Below are 18,643 nucleotides of genomic sequence, written 5' to 3' on the forward strand. Positions count from 1 at the left end.
CCGGCCCACGTCCACCCGCCCGACCGAATCGGTGCGTCGTTCGATCCGGCGGACCTTCGCGGCCAGAACACCCAACGCGCGGAAGGCGGTCGAGAGGGCGGTCGGCCACGGCCGGTGTCGGAGGTGACCGCCTCATGGGGGTGCCCGCCGGGAGCACCGAATCGCGTGACGAGAAGATGACGTCTGTGACCGAGACCTCTGGCATCACCCTCACGGACATCGACGTCCTCCTCGACGAGATCCGGGGTTCCGTCGCGCGCGTCGGCGCCCGCCTGGGCTCGCTGAGCCGCCTCCAGGCCCGCGAACCGTCGGCGTTGCCCGGCTGGAGCCGCGGCCACGTCATCACCCACCTCGCCCGCAGCGCCGACGCGTACCGTCGGCTGCTGACACTGGCGCGCACCGGCGGTGAACCCGGCCCACGGGCGGACGCCGCCGCCCTGGACCGCGCGCTGCGCGAGGGTGCCGAGCGTTCCGCCGATGAGCTCGTGGCCGATCTGCGCGGCAGCTTCGACCGACTGCTCGACGAGGCACGAGCCGTGCCGGCCGAAGGCTGGTTCGTCCTGGTCACCGCGCTCGCGGGGTGGCGGCACCCTGCCTGGTTCACCCTCCGGCGCTGCCGACGCGAACTCGAGACGCACCACGTCGACCTGAACCTGGGGTACACCGCGGCCGACTGGCCTTCCGGCTACGTCGCATGGGCACTCGACGACACCGTCGCCGCGCTCACCGCACGCGACTTCCCGGTCGCCCGTATCCAGGCCACCGACCTCGATCGTGCCTGGACCCTGGCCCCGGCCGGTCCCACCGTCACCGGCACGGGGCACTCCATCCTCGCCTGGCTCGCCGGACGCGGCACGGACGTGCGGCTCCGGGCGGACGTTCCGCTGCCGACCCCGCCCAGGTGGCCGCTCCCGCCGACGCCGGGCTGGTCCTGAGTCCGGCGACGAAGGGGTTCAGTGCTCGCAGAGGGAGAATTCTCGTTCGTAGAGCTGCTCGTTGTGCTCGTCGACGAAGAACTTGCGTTCCTGCATGAGCTGTTCGCGGTAGTTCTTGGCCTGTTCGAGCGTCATGGTCGAGGTGTCGGACCACGGTTGCTGCGGTGGCACGTCGGACGTCGAAACGACCTTCTCCGACGGGTCGACCAGGAAGAACGCGAGAATCTTGCGATGCCCCGGGCGGGCCGGGTCCGTGAGGCGGAACGAACCGACGCGGTGCTGGAGGATGTTCGGGAACGCCAGGCAGCGGCCCGCCGGGGTCGATGCCGATCCCAGTACCTGGTTCAGGGCGTCCGCGTCCTCCAGGCCGTAGACCTCACGCATACCGTCGTCGTCACTCTGTTCGTAGTGCGGGTCGTCGAGTGCCGTCCGGAAACTCAGCCGGCTCTCGGTGATGTTCTCACTGTCCCAGTAGTAGATGCCGGTCGAGACGATCCGCTCGTTCAGCATCCCCTCGACGTGCCAGGAACCACCGGGGTACTCGGGCTTGTCCGGGGTGAGATGAATGGTGGCGAGCTTGACGATGACCTGGAGACCGCGACCGCGCAGGTCGACCCGGACGGATTCGTCAGGCGACTCGGGCGGGGTGAAGACCGGGGCGTCCGGAATGGTCGGGCTGCGGTTCTCCCACCAGTCGTCCTGAGCCGCTTCCCATAGGCGGACGGCTTCCGCGTGGGCCTCGTCGTCGCTGTAGGAGGATTTGTTCGGGTACTCCGGCGCCTGCGACTCGTACCACCCGTAAGGATCGGCCTCGATCCGCAGGGGTCGCGGATGGCGCAGGTCGGTGAGCACGTTCTCCAGCAGCGGACGGAAGCGCGCGAACAACTCCGGCAGGACGGAGGCCAGTTCGTGATGAGTCTCGGGGTGGACGTTGTTGACGTACGAACGGAAGACGGCGGCGCCGTCGTCGCTGACGTCGACGTCCGTGGGCAGCCACTGGAACTTCTCCGAGAACTCGTACTTCGAGTAGCGGTCCGTCGGGTTCTGCCAAGCCCGCTCGGGCGCGCCGCTCACCTCCCGCACCAGACAGAACAGGGAGGGATGAACCAGATCCAGTACCTGGCCGTCGGATCCGGGGTGCCAGTCCCGTTCCCCCTCGGGGACCTGTTCCAGAACCCGGACCGCCTCGCGCAGCCGGGATCCGAGCTTGTCGTCGACCAGGGTGTCCGACTGCCACACCCCGTCGACGGCGGACACCTCGATGCCGGTCCGTCCGTCCCGCAGCGCGGCGTAATGCGCGAGTTCGGCGAGCACGTAACGAACCTGTGCTTCGGTGAGACCCTGGGCGACCGCTTCCTGTGTCCACCTGGCGACGATGTCGGCGTCGTTCATCTTGTCGAACCACCCGGGTTTCGCCCGGATGTGGGCGCTGCACTGCATCATCTGAAGTTCCCGCAGCGTTCGGGGAGTCGCGAACGATATGGAACGGGAAGCGTGAAAGGGCAGCGGGAAAGCAGACAGGCCGGTCAATTCTCCGGGTCCTCCCAGTCGGTGTGCGGTGGCTGGAAGGGTACTTCAGCGGACTGACACCGCTCAGCGAGGGGGAGAGGCCTTACTCGATTGACCGGGGCCTGCCCGGTTGCTGTACTCCCTTGCCGTACGGCGACTTCGGAGGACCCATGACCACACTGCCGACGAGTGTCGACCACGACATCCTCGACCGTCGAATCGTGTTCGCGATCAAGACGATCCGCGAAACGCTGGGCTGCACGATTCATGAAGCCATCGACGTGTTCGTGGTCCGGTACGAGGAGCTACGCCGCGATCGGCCGGACGACTTCACCGTCGGACCCGAGGAATACGGCCGAGGCTTCTATTCCTGATCGACGGCGCGCAAGTCCGGAAAACCGTCTCCTGCGAGGAGGGGAGTGAGGTCAAAGGCCGATCGCCCCGTCGATGCGCTCGCGGAGCAGGTCGGCGTGGCCGTTGTGGCGGGCGTACTCCTCGATCATGTGGATGAGGACCCAGCGCAGTGACACCGTTCCGCGCCAGGAGTCCTCGCCCTGGATGTCGAGGCCGGGTGCATCGGCGACGAACTGTTCGGCGAAGGCCACCTCTGTCCGCCACGCCTCCCAAGCCGCCGTGACGACCTGGGGGTCGTCCGTGGCGCCTTCGAAGTCCCCGTCGGGGTCGGCCGTCGAGGAGAAGAGGGGCGACGCGTCCTGCCCGGCCAGGACCTGACGGAACCAGCGGCGTTCCATATCGGCGAGGTGCCGGATCAGGCCGAGCAGTGAGAGCGTGGACGGTTCCACGGACCGCAGGGACAACTCCGGGCCCAGACCGGAACACTTCAGCCGCAGTGTCGAGCGCTGGGCACGCAGGACATCGATGAGCATGTGCCGTTCGTCGCCGGTCGTCGGGCCGGTGAACCGGCGGGCGCCGTCGGCGCGGTCGAACAGGTCGCCTCTTCTGACAGGGCCGTTCATGTCCGCCCTTCGGTTCGCTTCGGTTCGCTTCGGTCCGCGCGGCCCCGATCACCGACAGGGTCTGTCCGGCGGACCGCACGTCCATGGTGGTTGCCCCGGAAGGCCGTGCATCATGATCGCATGACGGATCTTCGTGAAGTTCTGTTCGGACACCCGGTGGCGCCGACTGGTGCGGACGCGTCACGCGAAGGGCGGTCGGCCCCGTGGCGCGACGGCATGCTGGAAGGTGAGGTCCGTTGACGGACGCCGGAGCGCCGCGAGTGCGGCGTGCACGCCCCCTGGACCTGCCGCACGTCGCCCGGCTGGCGGCCGAGCACGCCGCGTACGAGAAGGTGACCACGCCCCTTCCCGCCGATCTGTCGCAGCGGCTGGAGACACTGCTCTTCGGCTCGGCCGCGCCGCGCCTGCGCTGCTTCGTCGCGGAGCTGGCCGACGGCGAGATCATCGGATACGCCTCGTGCGCGCCCGAGTTGTCCACATGGGACGGTGCGGAATACCTTCACATGGACTGCCTGTTCCTGCGGAACGGCCACCGGGGCCTGGGAATCGGTCCGATGCTGATGGAGGCCGTGCAGGGCGAAGCACGTGCTCTCGGACTCGGCCAGGTGCAATGGCAGACTCCGCCGTGGAACGAGGACGCGATCAGGTTCTACGATCGACTGGGCGCTCGAGCGAAGGAGAAGCGGCGTTACTTCCTGCCGGTCGACTGAGGTGCGGCGGCGGGCCCGCCCGCGGAGTCACGGTCCGACCGCGGAGTCACGGTCCGACCGCGGCGACCGTGGTGGTGCCGCGGAGGACGGAGGCCCGCCCGCCGTACTCCGTGGTCACGGCCCGGCAAGTCCCCCAGGGCGTTGACCGTTCGCTCCGTCCGGTCCTGCCTCCCGAGCGACGAGCCGGCCGTCCTTGAGTGCTTTCGACGCCGCCGATGGTCAACTGCGCGGACCATCAACGTACTTGAGGCTCGAGAAGGCCTGCGCCCGCACGGTGGCTACTGCCGCTCCCACTGCTCCTTGGTGATCTCGTACCGCACGCCTCCGTGCTCGGAGCCCTCGATCATCTCCATGTCGGGGGGAGTGGTGAGGGTGTCCGTGAGTGTCATGTCGAGCTTCTTCATGATGTTCTGCGAGGCGTGGTTCACGGACATCGTCTCGGCCCAGACCATGCGCACACCGAGCTCCGTGAACGCCTTGTCCAGCAAGGCCCTCGAGCCTTCGGTGGCGTAGCCCCTGCCCCAGGCCGCCTGTCGCAGCCGGTAGCCGAGTTCCACCTCGTCCAGCGGACCCTCCGGCTCGGGACGCAGGATGAACCAGCCGATGAACGCGCCGCCGTCCTTCTCGTGCGCGGCGAACAGTCCGAGGTCGCCGCCCCACTTCTCGTAGCCGGCGAGGATGTTCGGCAGCTGGCGCTCGCGGACGAGCTCCGGCGCGGTCGGCCGGCCGCCGGTCAGATAGCGCATCACGGCCGGGTCGCTGTCCAACTCGATCAGCAGGTCCGCGTCATCGGCGGTGAAGCGGCGCAGGGCCAGGCGCCCGGTCTCCAGATAGGTGTTCACGAGTGGATCATGCCCGAAGCGGATCAGGAAGCCCAACGGGTTTCCTCGCCTCCGCCGTCCCGGCCTTCGTGCCGGGACGCCGGCTCAGTCCTGTCCGGAACCCGCCAGGGCGGTGAGGACGCGTCGGGTCTTGCTCTCGGGATGTTCGGAGAGTGCCACCCCGCGCTCCCGCACCGCGTCCTCCAGCTTTCGCTGCTTGCGCTCGGCCCGCTCCGTCAGCTTCTCCAGGTCGTCCTCGTCCTTCGGCTTCACCCGGATCGATCCCTCCAGGAAGTCCAGACCGGCGACCGACCACGCCTCCAGGTCCACGTCCAGGTCGTCGAGCCGGACGTCGTCGAACTTCGTCGAGCGGATCGGCCCCAGCGCGACCAGCCGGCCGATCGGGACGGCGGGCCCGCAGTCGTGCAGGAACCGGTCCTGCACGGCGTCGATCACCGTGGCGGGGTCGGCTCCGGTCTCCACCGCACCCGACAACGCTCCCGACGGGTGATCGCGAACCAGGGAGGCGGACAGCACACGGCTCTTCCCCGACCAGTCCTCCTCGATCTTGTACGTGAACGGCTCCGCGTCGAACGGAGCAGAGAACCGGCCGACCAGCCGCTCCCGGACGCATGGACGCAACTTGACGGTCAGATCGTCCGCGTCGCCGCCGATCCTGAACCTCACGATCACGCCGTCCTCCAGCAGGGCCACGCGTCCCTGGGCTACGCCCTCCCGGTCCTCGGCGAACCAGATTCGGCGCGTGATCATCGCGCTGTCCGATGCGCCGAGGGCCGACAGCGCGGCCGCCACGTCGTCCTCGATGTTGACCTTGATCTCGACCGGTGAGAGGTGCATGGCGTCGCTCCCATGCGTTGTCGCGTACGTCCTGTGAGGACCCCTGGACGGAGGCGTCGAACGTCGTCTGCTGATTCAGGGGCGAATGATGTCGATCGTCGCCGGAAGTGACCGAAGGGCGACCATTTCAGGATATCCGATCCGACGGGATCTTCTCGTCGACCATGGGGTAATGTCCAGAAAGGGAAAACCAGTTGAGAAGAGGGCGTGAAAACCGGACCGTCGCGGAGCCGACCGGCCACCAGCGGCTCGCGCCACCCGTACTCCGTATCCGCTTCAACTGTCCAAAATCGAATGGCATTCGCATACATCCCAGGATGCGAAAGCGCAACCGAGGGCGGACGATGGAATGGCCGAGTATGTCCTCGGAGCGCTTGTGCGGCCGCGGGGCGTCGGAACTCCGCGTGTCGGGCGACACCCGCTCCTTCGGCCCCGTTCGCTCCCGAACGGGCCCTTCCGCCATGACCGTTTCACTGGGGCGCGTGCCGATTCCGGATCCGGTTCACTTCGCGGAGGCATCGAAATGCCCGTGCTCTTCTTCGACATAGGAGCGACCCTGGCGGACGTCCGCGTGGAGGCGGACGGTTCGCTGGTGTTGTCACCCAGACCTCGTGTCCTCGCCGTGCTCGAGGAATTGCGCGAGGTCCGCAAGGGCGTCATTTCCGACCCCGGTCCGGGTGAGGGTGCCGCGGAACGCGCCGCGTCGGCTCTGCGGAAGGCGTTCCCCGGCCGTTTCACGGACGGCGCGCTCGTGCACTGGGGCTCCAAGGACGGCCGGGAGATCTTCGACGAGGCGGTCGCCGGCACGGCGGAGGAGGGTGCGCCGCCCTCGGCGGCCGACGAGTGCGTCTTCGTGGGCGAGGATCCCGAGGAGCGCGCGTTCGCGGGGGAAGCCGGACTGCGTACGGCGGCTCACCCCGTGTTCGCCCGTGCTTCCATGGAGAACCGTCCCGTCTTCCCGGCGAGGATCGAGCTGTCCGAGGGACAGGAGCTGCCCGCTCTGGAGGCGGTCGCGAACCGGACCGAGGTCGTGCCCGTGCGCATCGCCTCCGCCCGGCTCGTACTGGCCATGGCGAGCGCGCGCGGGACCACGGCGCTCGAACAGGCCGGATTCACGGTCGACTTGCGGGAACCGGTGGAGGGTGCGGCGGCATTTCCGGTTCGCGGCGATCACCCCCTGGCCCCCGCCCGGGGAACCGCTCCTGGATAGGCGCGGACGCGAGCATCCGCCCGGTCCGAAGGTGGTTCGAAGGTGACGAGCGGTCCGCCCGCATCGGTGAGGAGTTGTGGAAGGGAGCCGTTTCCGTCAGGCCGAGGAAACTTCCGAACGGTGAGTCACCGACATTGTTTCCCCGGCAATCACATGGGGGCGCGGAGAAGAACGGTACGGCCGGTGATCACCGGTACCGCGTTCGAAGTGACCGGGCGCACGCAGAAGTTGTTGCCCCGGGAAAGCTGTCGACCGGGTCCGTCCCGTCACGCGAAAAAGTGCCCTGCTCGGGGTGCGTGTCCATGGCGCCGAGAGGATACTCGAAGTAGACACGGTTCTCACCTCTTCGGCCCTGCGCGCCAAGCAGATGGTGAAACCGCTCGCTACACGGCTGAGCCGGCATCCCGGAACCCACCTCGCCGTCCATGGACGCGGAGCAGGTGTTGTCCGGCGCGTCAGACGCGATTGTCCGGTCACGGCAAAACCGTCCGCCTGGTGATCGATGCCGTCGGTGTGCCGCCTCCGGCGCAGGCGACCGACGACGGCGAACTCCGGTCGGGATCGGTGCGACTGTTCCGCAACGCGGAGAACGATCCACGCAAAGCACTCGAGGAGCAGGGTCTCACCGCTTCTCCTCATGTCCGCGAGGTGTCCCATGACCTGCCACTTCAATTGCATCATCCCCCCACACCTTCTCGAGAAGCTCCTGAGAAGTGACGACAGCGAGGTGCGCCAGGCTGCGCTGGACACCCTGATGACCACCTCTCGGTTGCGGGGTGAGCGAGGGGTCCGAGCATCCTTCGTCGGTTCCGCTGCCGCCCCCGGCGGCGGTCGGCGGACCGTCTTCGACTGCAAGCACAGCACTTCCCTCCCGTCGGCCGTTTTCGCCCGGTCGGAGGACGGACCGGAGTCCGTGGACGTCTCCGCCAACCGGGCGTTCGACGGGCTCGGCGCGACGCGTGATTTCTACAAGGCGGTGTTCAACCGCGATTCGATCGACGGCCGGGGGATGCGTCTGACCGCGTTCGTCCACTACGACAAGAGGTACAACAACGCCTTCTGGGACGGGCATCAGATGGTTTTCGGCGACGGGGACGGAAAGATGTTCTCCGACTTCACCGGATCCGTCGACGTGATCGGCCACGAGCTGGCGCACGGGGTCACCGAGAACACCGCGGGACTCGAGTACCACAACCAGTCCGGGGCCCTGAACGAATCCATGTCGGACGTCTTCGGATCGCTGGTCAAGCAGTGGTCGCTGAAGCAGTCGGCCGACGAGGCGGACTGGCTGATCGGGCCTGAGATCTTCACCCCGGGAATCGACGCCGACGCCCTGCGGTCGATGAAGGCCCCGGGGCACGCGTACGACAACGACCTGTTCGGCAAGGACCCCCAGCCCGACAACATGGAGAACTACATCAAACTGCCGGACAACGAGATGGGCGATTTCGGCGGGGTGCACTTCAACTCCGGCATTCCGAACAAGGCGTTCTACCTGACGGCGGTGCGCGTCGGCGGATTCGCGTGGGAGGCTCCCGGACTCATCTGGTACGAATCCCTCAAGGCGTCCCACGCCGAGACCCAGTTCCAGGAGTTCGCCAACACCACCTACCGGAAGGCCGCGGAACTGTTCGGCGACGACAGCGCCGAGCAGTTGGCCGTACTGGCGGCCTGGCAGGACGTGGGCATCCAGATCAGCGGGATCCTGGCGGGCGTCGCCCGGGCGCGGAGCCTCGCCGCCGACCGGAGCGGTGGTACGGGCGGAGAGAACGGCCTGGCGACCGTGAGCCAGCAGATCGGCGCACTGGCCGCCCAGGTGACGGGGCTGGCCAAGGACGTGACCGCACTGAAGAGCAAGTGACCACCAGCGGTTGACGCGGGCGGCCCCGACGGCGAGGAGTGCCGGTCGGCCGACGGGGAGTACCGGTCGGCCGGCGGGGAGGGCGTGCCCGATGGACCGGCTGGGAGGGGGTGCCCGATGAAGGTGACCTGGGGAGCGTACGGAGGGCAGGCGGCCGTGATCCGCCTGGGCCTCCCGCCCAAGGTGCTGGACACCGATGCCCTGTCCGAAACCGAGGCGGTGGAGCTGGACCGGTTGGTGGCGGCGGTCGCACCGGCGGCCGGGGAGGAACGGCCCGGCCGCGCCAGGGACGCGATGAGCTACACGATCACGGTGGAGGACGGTGGTCGCTCGACCACGCTCACCCGGTCCGACGCCACCATGTCCCCGGCGTTCGCCGCCCTGCTCGGCTGGCTCGAGGAGCACTTCGCGCGGCAGTGACACGCGCCGGTGGGCGCCGCCCGTTCCCAGCCCTGTTCAACCTCCCGTGGGAGCAAGTCCCATGAGGGTCCGCCACCTCGGTGACGGGCCCTCACGCGAATTCGTCGACAGCGTCGGAGCGGAGAGGGACCTGCCGCTCGCGGCATCCCGTGCCTCGGAGTCCTCAGGATGCAACCGGGTTGCGTGAAGCGCATGATGAAGAGGGGGCTCTCTCCTTGAAGTCTCTCCTTGAAGGTGATGAGGATGCGACGTGTGTTCACCGCCGCAGCGGCCCTTGCTCTTCCCATCGCTCTTGCGGGAGCGCCCTCCGTCGCTGCGTCCACCGGAACTTCCGCGAACGCGGTTCCCGGTGTCCAGGTCGTACACCAGCCGAAGAACCCGGCACATCTCGTGTCCCTGGGACCGGATGACGTCTGCGACTACACCAAGAGCCGACCGACCCTTCATCGAGGATCGTCCGGGCCGGCGGTCCAGCAGGCCCAGTGCTACCTGAACCAGGCGATCGGTGCGGGTCTGGACGAGGACGGGGACTTCGGTCAGCTCACGAAGTCCGCGACGAAGGACTTCCAGCAATGTGCCGGTATCGTCGTCGACGGGCTTGTCGCAGCACAGACCTGGTCCTTCCTCTCCTTCTGGGCCAATGCTCCGGACGCTCCCTTCTGCTGACCAGGCCCGGGAAGCGACTCGGATCCCCTCCTCCGGCACGGAGCCGGCAGTGCCCGCGCCGGAGCCGCCAGGCCGGCCGGTGGTCACGCGCAACGATCTGTCCGGGACACGGGCCGGCCCGAAGGCCGACTTGCGTTGGAGAGCGCTCCAGGTCGTAGCGTCACGCACAGCACGGCTCACGAAGCCCACGGGCCCGGCGCCCCTCACGGGATGCCGGGGCGCGAAGAACGTCGCTGGACGGACCAGGGGCTTCGTGCTGTCCGACGAACGACGAACGAGTGTGCAGAGAAAGGCTGGGACGCGGTATGCAGAAGCGCAGTCTGCGAGACCTTCAGGTATCGGCCATCGGCTTGGGATGCATGGGCATGTCCGCCTTCTACGGATCCGCGGACCAGGAGGAGGGGATCGCGACCATCCGGCACGCCCTCGACCTGGGGGTGAACTTCCTCGACACCGCGCAGATGTACGGGCCGCTGACCAACGAGTCGCTCGTCGGCGAGGCGATCCGGGGGAATCGCGACGCGTACGTGATCGCGACGAAGTTCAACTACCGGATGGACGACGCCGTACCCGGTGACATCAGCACCGTCGGCCCGCAGGACGGCTCGGCCGAGCACGTACGGAGCTCGGTCCACGGGTCCCTGCAGCGTCTGGGCACCGACCACATCGACCTGTACTACCAGCACCGGGTCGACCCGAACGTGCCCATCGAGGAGACGGTCGGCGCGCTGGGCGAGCTGGTCGCCGAGGGCAAGGTGCGGTACATCGGCCTGAGCGAGGCGAGCGCGGAGACCATCCGGCGCGCGAACGCCGTGCACCCGGTCACCGCGGTGCAGAGCGAGTACTCGCTGTGGTCACGGGACGTGGAGGCCGAGGTGCTGCCCGCCTGCCGTGAGCTCGGCATCGGCTTCGTGCCGTACTCGCCGCTCGGCCGCGGCTTCCTCGCCGGCCGGTTCAGCTCGCCGGACGAGCTGGACGCGAACGACTGGCGCCGGACGAACCCGCGGTTCCAGGACGCCAACCTGGAGGCGAACATGCGGCTGGCGGCCAAGGTGAAGGAGATCGCCGCCGAGAAGGACGTGTCCCCGGCCCAGCTGGCCATCGCCTGGGTGCTGGCCCAGGGCGAGGACCTGGTGCCGATCCCCGGAACCAAGCGCCGCACCTATCTGGAGCAGAACGCCGGCTCGGTCGACATCACGCTGACCAAGGACGACCTGGCCCGCATCGACGCGGAGCTGCCCGAGGCGGCCGGTGAGCGCTATGACGAGGCAGGCATGCGCTCCGTCAACCGCTGAGGCGCCTCCGGTCGACGGCGAGCGCGGACTCGACCTCGTGCCGGGTCCGCAGGCACGCGGCCGGAGCCCACAGGAAAACCCCGAGTGTGCCGGGGGAAGAGGCGCACACCCTGGGAGCACCGCCCGGACGGGGGAACCGGGCGGTGCTTACGGGGGGCCTGACCCGCGAGATCCGTCCGGGACCGACCGGAGCGTGTCCCGGGAGGGGCCCCGGCCGCGCATCCGGACTCGAAGGGCGTCACGACTCGCTCCGGGCACGGGCACCTGACACAGTGGACCGGTGCTGAATCAGGTGGCCGAGGGAGTCTGGGTCCGGCAGAGCGAATGGGTCTGGAGCAACGCCGTCGTGGTGCGCGGTGAGGACGGGTTGATCCTGGTCGATCCCGGCATCGACGGTTCCGATCTGGACCGGCTCGCCGATGACGTGGACCGGCTCGGCACCGAGGTGGTCGCCGGGTTCTCCACGCATCCCCACTGGGACCACCTGCTCTGGCATTCCCGGTTCGGCGACGTGCCGCGCTACGCCACCTCCGGCGGCGCCCAGGCCGCCGGTGAGGCCCGGGAACCGGCGCGGCAGATGGCGGCGCGGAGCGCATCGGGCATCCCTCTCGAGCTGATCGGGCTCCTCACCCCGCTGCCCGCGGACGGGGGGCCCGTGCCGGGTGAGATCGTCGAGCACCAGGCGCACGCGATCGGCCACGCCGCGCTTCTCCTCGCGGACCGTGGCGTCCTGCTCGCCGGCGACATGCTCTCCGACGTCCTGATCCCGCTCCTCGACCCCCGCCGCCCCGATCAGGTGAGTGCCTACGAGACGGCACTCGACCGGCTGGGGGAGGCCGCCCGGCACATAGATGTCCTGGTCCCCGGCCATGGAGCCGTTGCCGAGGGGCCCGAGGTGGCGGCCCGCCTCGCCGCCGATCGTGCGTACATCGACGCGCTGCGGCGTGGCGGGGAACCGGTCGACGCACGGCTCGAGCAGGACTGGCTCTCCGGTCCCCACCGGTCGAACCTGGAACAGGCCCGCCGGTCGTCCGGGTGAACTTCGGCGCCGTCGTGCTCGTACGGATTCGACGTGCGTATACCAACGTGCGCATATCGACATGTGCATACGGATCCGGCACCCGGGCGGCGCATCGGTGTCAGAACCCCGGGCCGTGCGACGGACGGCCTCTGTGGGGCGGTCCGTAGGACGGACACGTCGCCCGCATCCGCCTCGTCGCACACCTCCGTGCGCACGACGGTGTCCGGGCATGGTGGGGGCGGAGATCGTGCAGGGGGTGGAGCAGGCCGGTCCGGCCGCGTCCGCCGCGGTCGGCGCCTACGGGGCAGGTGTGTCGACCCGGACGCAGGACGCCGCCGCGGACGCCACGGTCGGTCCGGGCCGAGCTGGAACGGGCCGTGAACGAGGCCGCCGAGGAGTCGGAGGGCCCCGCCACCACCGCCGCGCTACGGCAGTTGCTCAAACGTGCGCTGTGGGAGGACCCGGCGCCGCGAGAGGAGCTGACGGCCCTGTTCCCCGCCCCGGCACCGGGTGTCACGTCCATCTCGGCGTGACCGCGGTGGCCACCGTCGCCTCGGTACTCGGAGCGGCCGGCCTGTTCATCGTCGCCGCCGCCCGTCACCACGCCTTTCCGCCGACCCGGACCACGCCGTGACACGCCGACGGCCCGCCGCTTCCCCGGAGCCGGCCACGCGGACCGGTACGCACCGCCGGGCGCGCATGCACGGCACGGGATTCCGGTGCCGCCCGGACGGCGATCCCTCGATCGCGAAGGTGGCGGAGGCTCGAGGGAGTCCGAGCGGGACGGGTCGTGCCGGTCGCCGAAGCCGTCCGGCGATCACCGGCGTCGGCGCAGTCCGCGAACGCTCTGTCCGTGGTCCTGGCTAGCATCCACCCATGGCAACCGACAACACCCCCCACGGCCGGGCGCCACGGAGCAAGCCCCCGGCCGGGGCCCGCTCGATCTTCGACACCGTCGTCGACCGCAGGCACAGCAACTCCATGAAGTGGGCCAGTGCCGGCCAGTTCCTGACGGCCGACGAGGCCGCGGCCGACCCGCTGCCCATGTGGGTCGCCGACACCGACTTCAGGGCGCCCCAGGTGGTGCTCGACGCGCTCCACGAGGCCGTGGACCACGGCGTGTTCGGGTACCCCGGCGGCGCGACGGACAGCTACCTCGACGCCGTGACCGGCTGGCAGGCCAAGAGGTTCGGCTGGGAGGTGCCCCGGGAGTGGGTGATGCAGACCGCCGGCGTCATCACCACGCTCAAGACGGTCGTGCAGGCGTTCTCCGCGCCGGGCGACTCGGTCCTCATCCAGCCTCCGGTCTACGTCCACTTCCACGAGGACGTCCTGCTGAACGGCCGTCACCTCGCGTTCGCTCCGCTGCGGCGGACCGACGACGGCTACCGGTTCGACGCCCGGGTGTTCGAGGAGGCCATCCGCCCCGACACCAAAATCTTCATCCTCAGCCACCCCCACAACCCCACCGGGAACGTGTGGACCGAGGAGGAACTGCGGACCATGGGCGAGATCTGCGCCCGCAGCGGCGTCCTGGTCGTCTCCGACGAGGTCCACCAGGACCTCGTCATCGGCCCGGACCGCAAGCACATCCCCTTCGCCTCGCTCGGCGAGGAGTTCGCACGGAACAGCATCACCTGTACCGCCCCCAGCAAGACGTTCAACCTTCCCGGCCTGCAGAGCGCCAACATCTTCGTGCCTGGTCCCGGACTACGGGCAGAACTGGCCCGTCAGTACGAACGAAACGTGTTCCCGCTGGTCAACGTGCTGGGCATGGTCGCGGCCGAGGCGGCCTACGCGCACGGCGAGCCCTGGCTGGAGGAACTGCTCGTCTACCTGCGCGGCAATCACGCGCACTTCGCGCAGGCGGTCAATTCCGCCACGTCCAAGGTGCGGGTCCTGCCGGCCGACTCCCTGTACCTGGCGTGGATGGACTGCCGGGGGCTGGGGATGGACGCCGATGCGCTGGACACGTTCATGCTGACCAAGGCGCGGCTGTGGCTGGACAAGGGACAGAAGTTCGGGATCGAGGGGCACGGTTACATGCGGGTGAACCTGGGCTGCCCCCGCTCCACGGTCGACGAGGCCGTGAACCGCCTGCTCACGGCCGTCGAGAACCTGTGAACACCGAGGACCGCTCCTCCTCGGGGAATCCCGGGGAATCCAGGGGCGCGCGTCATCGGTACCGTCCGACAGAAGTCGGCGTGTCACCGCCGCAGCACCGGCCGACCGGCCAGCAGGGCGGCGCGGACCTTCACGCGGTCGGCCCAGTGGCCCGACTCGTCGAGGAGTCCCGGAAGGACGAGTCCGGCCTGGTCCACGCCGGTGAGGTCGACGGGGCGGTCGGGGTCGTCCGGATGCGTGGGAGGGTTGCCGAAGAGGACCATCGGCTCGTGCACGGGGCCGGCGCACAGGCACGCCGAGGCGGTCGTGTCCCCCGCGACGGCCAGCATTCCGCCGTGGGAGAGACCTGACACCAGCAGCCCCTCGATCCGCAGGGCGCCCCCGATGTACAGGTGCGCCTCGTCCTCGATCAGGAGACCGCGCAGGCGCACGTCTCCCGTGACCACCAGAACGTTGGCCTGGTCCCACTCGGTGAACACGAGTGTCCCCTCGACCGTCAGATCACCGTCGACGACATGGACGCCGCAGTCACCGCCGTGACAGACGGGCTGATGGGTGTCGGATCCGATGACCAGGTCGCCGGTGTGGTGAACCGCACCGCGGTGGACGAGGACCTCTTCCAGATCGCCGCCGAAACAGTCGCTGTTGGTGTCGTCGAGTCCGTCCGGAGCGCATCCCGCGTACAGGTCGGCCGCCTCGGCGAACGGAACACGGTCGATGGTGCCGAGGGCGGCGAACCAGGGCGCGAACGTCACGTCCGGGCCTCCTTGTCTTCCGGGTGCGCGGTGGTCGGGGAGAAGGTAGCGGATCCCGCCGACACCGGCCGACCCGAGCGCCGCGGTGAGACGCGCGAACGGCCATGTGAGGCGACGGAGCGCAACAGTCGTTACTTTGACGGCCATGAGCGATATTGCTGCCGCCGGTCCGACGTCGAACGCGGACACGCCTGCGGTGCGCGCCCGGGCCATGCGCCTGCTCCACGCGGACGTGGAGCGCATCTGGCAGGCTTTCAGCGACTTCGGTGCCATCTCCGCCTGGCACCCGCTGATCGCCACCAGTTGCCTGGAGGAGGTACCGGCGGCCACCGGGTGCTCGGCCCGGAAGGTGAGACTTCTGCGCACGGTGGACGGCGCCGTGATCCGCGAAGAACTCCTGGAATGCGACGAACGGCGGCGCACCCTCAGCTACCGCTTCCTCGAAAGCCCCTTCCCCGTCAGCGACTACCGAGCGACGGTCGTGGTCGCCGAGCCGTCCGGTCCGGACGGCAGATGCCAGGTCACCTGGACCGCGCGGTTCACCCCCCACGACCCCGCCGCCACCGAGAGCCTGCGGCGCGCCTTCGGCGACGACGTCTTCCGCGCCGGACTCCAGGCCCTGCAACGCCACCTGGACTGAGTCGGTCCGTGGCGCGGCCGAGGAGGAGGCGGGAGCGGCAGGGCGGACGGCGGACGGCGGCGGGCTGCCGGGGCGGCGACGGGCCAGGTCTCGGCCGGGCCGCCGCGAGCGCCGGAACGCGGGAATTCACCGGAGAGGAGTTCCTGCGTTGACATCTTTACGGGCAGTCGCTTTACTCCCGGACGACACGGAGCCGCGCTCCGTGTCCAGAGACACGCCCAGCCGGTATGCAGGCCCCGTGCCACGAGCCCGGCCCAAGTCGCCAGGACGCCCTTGCGCGTCCGAGGCGGGGACGTGCCCTCTTCCCTCTGGGAGCTCATCCACATGAGCCGTTTCAGCCCCCCTTCCCGCAAGTTCACGGGCACCGTCATCGGCGCGGCGGCGCTGGTCGGTGCTCTGGTCGTCCCGGCCACCTCCGCGCGGGCCGCGGCCGTGCCCCTGCCGCCCACGCACGTCGGCTTCGACTACCAGATCGGTGGTGCCTACACGCCGCCGGCCGGGGTGAAGGTCGTCACCCGGGACAACACCGCCTCCCCGGCGGCAGGTCTGTACAACATCTGTTACGTCAACGCCTTCCAGGCGCAGCCGGGTGCGGAGAGCGAGTGGAACTCCGACCTGCTGCTGCGCGACTCGTCCGGCAAGGTCGTCTACGACGAGGACTGGGGCGAGGCCTTCCTCGACATCGGCACCGACGGCAAGAGGCAGCGGATCGCCGGCAGGATCGGAAGCCTGATCGACAACTGCAAGGCCAAGGGCTTCCAGGCGATCGAGCCCGACAACTACGACAGCTACACCCGTTCCGGGAATCGCCTGACGGCCGCCGACGCGCAGGCGTACGTCAAGCTGCTCTCCGCCCGTGCCCACGCGGACGGCCTGGCCATCGCCCAGAAGAACACTCCCGAGCTGGCGGGCAACCACACCGCCAACGGTCTGGACTTCGCCGTGGCCGAGGAGTGCGGCCAGTACGACGAGTGCGGCGACTACACCGGCGCCTTCGGGAACAACGTGATCGTGATCGAGTACACCAACTCCGGCAGGTCGAAGGCCTGCAACGGGTGGGGCGGCAGACTGAGCATCGTCCAGCGCGACGTGGACGTCAAACCGGCGGGCAGCAGCGGCTACGTGCGCAAGACCTGCTAGAGCGCGGGCCGGCCCGAGTCGGCCACCGGCCCGCGGCGGCCGAACACCGTCGCGGGCCGGCACGGCTTCCGTTTCGGCCTGGAACACCCGGCCCGGTGCCGTTCCGGAGCCGGCTGCCCGGCGTCGGATGCTGTCGGGCAGCCGGCCCGCCGGGGGAGGGGGCCAAGTCAGCGGGTGGTGGCGGGCTGCGGTGCGGTGGTGACCGGGGCACCCGCCTCCCGCCGCGTGGTGCGGGGGCGCAGCACGAGGCAGGCCAGGGCGCCGGCGACCAGCACGGCGACCGGCAGGATCGCGGTGGTGTGCAGGGTGGAGGTGAAGGCGGCCGCGTAGGTCTTGCCGGTGGCGAGCTCGGCCGCGAGCCGGCTCTGCAGCAGCGCGCCGACCGCCGCCGCGCCGACCACCGAACCTGTCTGCCGCACCGTGTTGTTGACGCCGGAGGCGGCGCCGGCGAGATGCCGCGGCACGTACCGCATCGCCTCGGTGGACATGGGGGCGATGATGCAGCCGACGCCCAGACCGGTCAGCAGCGTGGCGGGCACGAACGCGAACCAGGCGGTGCCCGGCGCCGCGATCAGGGCGATGGCGATGATCCCGGCGGCGTAGCAGGTGAGCCCGGTGAGCAGGAGGTACTTGCCGCCGACGCGATCGGCGAGGCGCCCGGCGAACGGCCCGACGGTCATGGACACCAGCGACGAGGGCGCGAGCACCAGACCGGCCTTGACCGCGCTGAGGTGGAGAACCGACTGCAGGTAGAGGTTGAACGGCAGGACCAGGCCGAGCATCGCGACGGAGACCAGACCGACCAGGACCGTCATCGAGGCGAAGTTGCGGTCGCGGAACAGGGCGAAGGGGACGAGGGGTTCGCGGTCCTGGCGGCGGCGCTGGTGCAGCAGGAACCCGGCGGCGAGCGCGGCCCCGGCGACGAGCAGTGCCTGGATCCCGGCGCCCCAGTGGTGGCTCTCGCCTTCTTGCAGGCCGAAGGCCAGGCAGAACAGGGCGCCGGTGGCCAGGGCGGCGCCGACGAGGTCGAAGCGGTGGGCGCGGCCGGGCCTGATGTCGGGCACGACGAGGAAGGTCAGGACGAGGGCGGCGCTCCCGATGGGCAGGTTGACCAGGAAGATCCAGCGCCAGTCCAGGGCGGAGACCAGGAAGCCGCCCAGTGTCGGGCCGGACAGGGTGGCGAGACCGGCGACCATGCCCCAGACGCCCATGGCGGTGCCGCGCCGCTCGGCCGGGAAGACGGCGACGATCAGCGTCATCGTCTGCGGTGTGAGCAGGGCCGCGCCCAGGCCCTGGACGACACGGGCGGCGATCAGGGCCGACGCCGTGGGGGCGAGGCCGCAGGCGAGGCTGGCCAGGGTGAAGACCGTGAGGCCCACCGCGAACAGGTTCCGCGGGCCGCGCAGGTCGCCGAGCCGGCTGGCCGTGATGATCAGGGCCGAGAGCGTCAGCGCGTACCCGCTGACCACCCATAAGGTCTGGCCGAGCGAGGCGCCCAGGCCGTCCATCATGTCCGGGATCGCGATGTTCACGATGGTGAGATCCAGCAAGGTCATGAAGAACCCGAGCGACAGAGTCACCAGGACGGCCCAGGGGTTCGCTCGCCACTTTCGCACGGTCCCGCTCCTTGTCCCGACCCGGCGGTCTCCGGGTGCCTGACACGAAGGTAATCCATCTTTCTGGATGTATCAAGTTCGATGT

General features: G+C 69.5%; 20 protein-coding genes. 14 read left to right on the forward strand and 6 right to left on the reverse strand.

Features of this window, described 5'->3' with window-relative positions; genetic code table 11:
• Positions 1–185: 185 nt before the first annotated feature.
• Positions 186–935, forward strand: a complete 750-nt coding sequence (locus CW362_RS09760; RefSeq protein WP_240657734.1) for a maleylpyruvate isomerase family mycothiol-dependent enzyme — start codon at positions 186–188, stop codon at positions 933–935.
• A gap of 18 nt (positions 936–953) precedes the next feature.
• Here the strand turns inward: CW362_RS09760 and CW362_RS09765 are convergent, their stop codons facing one another.
• The gene (locus CW362_RS09765) at positions 954–2,465 is read right to left on the reverse strand and encodes a DUF4246 domain-containing protein (protein WP_103548986.1); all 1,512 of its coding nucleotides are present in this window, start codon (positions 2,463–2,465) and stop codon (positions 954–956) included.
• Positions 2,466–2,614: 149 nt separating this feature from the next.
• Between CW362_RS09765 and CW362_RS09770 the strand changes: the two genes are divergently transcribed.
• On the forward strand, positions 2,615–2,818 hold the full coding sequence (locus CW362_RS09770) for a hypothetical protein (protein ID WP_103548987.1): 204 nt from the start codon (positions 2,615–2,617) through the stop codon (positions 2,816–2,818).
• Positions 2,819–2,869: 51 nt separating this feature from the next.
• Here the strand turns inward: CW362_RS09770 and CW362_RS09775 are convergent, their stop codons facing one another.
• Positions 2,870–3,421, reverse strand: coding sequence for a DinB family protein (locus CW362_RS09775; RefSeq protein ID WP_103548988.1), 552 nt, complete (start codon positions 3,419–3,421; stop codon positions 2,870–2,872).
• A 260-nt stretch (positions 3,422–3,681) separates the two neighbouring features.
• Here CW362_RS09775 and CW362_RS09780 point away from each other — a divergent pair, with 260 nt between their 5' ends.
• A complete protein-coding gene (locus CW362_RS09780; RefSeq protein ID WP_240657735.1) occupies positions 3,682–4,131 on the forward strand; it encodes a GNAT family N-acetyltransferase in 450 nt (149 codons plus the stop codon).
• Positions 4,132–4,409: 278 nt separating this feature from the next.
• On the opposite strand, the gene CW362_RS09785 is transcribed toward CW362_RS09780, so the two are convergent.
• Entirely contained in the window at positions 4,410–4,973 is a 564-nt protein-coding gene (locus CW362_RS09785) for a GNAT family N-acetyltransferase (protein WP_103549029.1), read from the reverse strand.
• Positions 4,974–5,057: 84 nt separating this feature from the next.
• A complete protein-coding gene (locus tag CW362_RS09790; RefSeq protein WP_103548990.1) occupies positions 5,058–5,810 on the reverse strand; it encodes a hypothetical protein in 753 nt (250 codons plus the stop codon).
• Between the two features lie 523 nt (positions 5,811–6,333).
• Here CW362_RS09790 and CW362_RS09795 point away from each other — a divergent pair.
• From CW362_RS09795 to CW362_RS09825, 9 genes are all read left to right on the forward strand, one after another.
• Positions 6,334–7,020, forward strand: coding sequence for an HAD family hydrolase (locus tag CW362_RS09795; RefSeq protein ID WP_240657736.1), 687 nt, complete (start codon positions 6,334–6,336; stop codon positions 7,018–7,020).
• 495 nt (positions 7,021–7,515) lie between these two features.
• A complete protein-coding gene (locus tag CW362_RS43240; RefSeq protein WP_162684022.1) occupies positions 7,516–7,737 on the forward strand; it encodes a hypothetical protein in 222 nt (73 codons plus the stop codon).
• A gap of 196 nt (positions 7,738–7,933) precedes the next feature.
• The gene (locus CW362_RS09800) at positions 7,934–8,881 is read left to right on the forward strand and encodes a M4 family metallopeptidase (protein ID WP_338069054.1); all 948 of its coding nucleotides are present in this window, start codon (positions 7,934–7,936) and stop codon (positions 8,879–8,881) included.
• Between the two features lie 117 nt (positions 8,882–8,998).
• Complete coding sequence (locus CW362_RS09805; RefSeq protein ID WP_103548992.1) at positions 8,999–9,301, forward strand: protealysin inhibitor emfourin; 303 nt, start codon at positions 8,999–9,001, stop codon at positions 9,299–9,301.
• Between the two features lie 390 nt (positions 9,302–9,691).
• Positions 9,692–9,967, forward strand: coding sequence for a peptidoglycan-binding domain-containing protein (locus CW362_RS09810; RefSeq protein ID WP_206300913.1), 276 nt, complete (start codon positions 9,692–9,694; stop codon positions 9,965–9,967).
• 305 nt (positions 9,968–10,272) lie between these two features.
• Positions 10,273–11,262, forward strand: a complete 990-nt coding sequence (locus CW362_RS09815) for an aldo/keto reductase (RefSeq protein WP_103548994.1) — start codon at positions 10,273–10,275, stop codon at positions 11,260–11,262.
• A gap of 280 nt (positions 11,263–11,542) precedes the next feature.
• Positions 11,543–12,301, forward strand: a complete 759-nt coding sequence (locus tag CW362_RS09820) for an MBL fold metallo-hydrolase (protein WP_103548995.1) — start codon at positions 11,543–11,545, stop codon at positions 12,299–12,301.
• Positions 12,302–12,660: 359 nt separating this feature from the next.
• Positions 12,661–12,816: a hypothetical protein gene (locus CW362_RS43245; protein WP_162684025.1), complete on the forward strand. Its 156-nt coding sequence runs from the start codon at positions 12,661–12,663 to the stop codon at positions 12,814–12,816.
• 343 nt (positions 12,817–13,159) lie between these two features.
• Complete coding sequence (locus tag CW362_RS09825) at positions 13,160–14,407, forward strand: MalY/PatB family protein (RefSeq protein WP_103548996.1); 1,248 nt, start codon at positions 13,160–13,162, stop codon at positions 14,405–14,407.
• Positions 14,408–14,490: 83 nt separating this feature from the next.
• Here CW362_RS09825 and CW362_RS09830 read toward each other — a convergent pair whose 3' ends face one another.
• Positions 14,491–15,162: a hypothetical protein gene (locus CW362_RS09830; protein WP_103548997.1), complete on the reverse strand. Its 672-nt coding sequence runs from the start codon at positions 15,160–15,162 to the stop codon at positions 14,491–14,493.
• 145 nt (positions 15,163–15,307) lie between these two features.
• On the opposite strand from CW362_RS09830, the gene CW362_RS09835 reads away from it, so the two are divergent.
• Positions 15,308–15,802 carry an SRPBCC family protein gene (locus tag CW362_RS09835; RefSeq protein ID WP_103548998.1) on the forward strand — a complete coding sequence of 165 codons (495 nt, stop codon included), beginning with the start codon at positions 15,308–15,310 and terminating at the stop codon, positions 15,800–15,802.
• 324 nt (positions 15,803–16,126) lie between these two features.
• Complete coding sequence (locus tag CW362_RS09840) at positions 16,127–16,942, forward strand: endo alpha-1,4 polygalactosaminidase (RefSeq protein ID WP_103549030.1); 816 nt, start codon at positions 16,127–16,129, stop codon at positions 16,940–16,942.
• 167 nt (positions 16,943–17,109) lie between these two features.
• Here CW362_RS09840 and CW362_RS09845 read toward each other — a convergent pair whose 3' ends face one another.
• Positions 17,110–18,558 carry a DHA2 family efflux MFS transporter permease subunit gene (locus CW362_RS09845; protein WP_103548999.1) on the reverse strand — a complete coding sequence of 483 codons (1,449 nt, stop codon included), beginning with the start codon at positions 18,556–18,558 and terminating at the stop codon, positions 17,110–17,112.
• Positions 18,559–18,643 lie beyond the last annotated feature (85 nt).

The sequence above is a fragment of the Streptomyces populi genome (genome assembly GCF_002911015.1).
GTDB classification, from domain to species: Bacteria; Actinomycetota; Actinomycetes; order Streptomycetales; family Streptomycetaceae; genus Streptomyces; species Streptomyces populi.

Coding starts and splice junctions, on each gene's coding strand:
- CW362_RS09840 (WP_103549030.1), top strand. CDS start 16,127: ATGAGCCGTTTCAGCCCCCCTTCCCGCAAGTTCACGGGCACCGTCATC.
- CW362_RS09790 (WP_103548990.1), bottom strand. CDS start 5,810: ATGCACCTCTCACCGGTCGAGATCAAGGTCAACATCGAGGACGACGTG.
- CW362_RS09795 (WP_240657736.1), top strand. CDS start 6,334: ATGCCCGTGCTCTTCTTCGACATAGGAGCGACCCTGGCGGACGTCCGC.
- CW362_RS09835 (WP_103548998.1), top strand. CDS start 15,308: ATGAGCGATATTGCTGCCGCCGGTCCGACGTCGAACGCGGACACGCCT.
- CW362_RS09775 (WP_103548988.1), bottom strand. CDS start 3,421: ATGAACGGCCCTGTCAGAAGAGGCGACCTGTTCGACCGCGCCGACGGC.
- CW362_RS09815 (WP_103548994.1), top strand. CDS start 10,273: ATGCAGAAGCGCAGTCTGCGAGACCTTCAGGTATCGGCCATCGGCTTG.
- CW362_RS09805 (WP_103548992.1), top strand. CDS start 8,999: ATGAAGGTGACCTGGGGAGCGTACGGAGGGCAGGCGGCCGTGATCCGC.
- CW362_RS09825 (WP_103548996.1), top strand. CDS start 13,160: ATGGCAACCGACAACACCCCCCACGGCCGGGCGCCACGGAGCAAGCCC.
- CW362_RS09770 (WP_103548987.1), top strand. CDS start 2,615: ATGACCACACTGCCGACGAGTGTCGACCACGACATCCTCGACCGTCGA.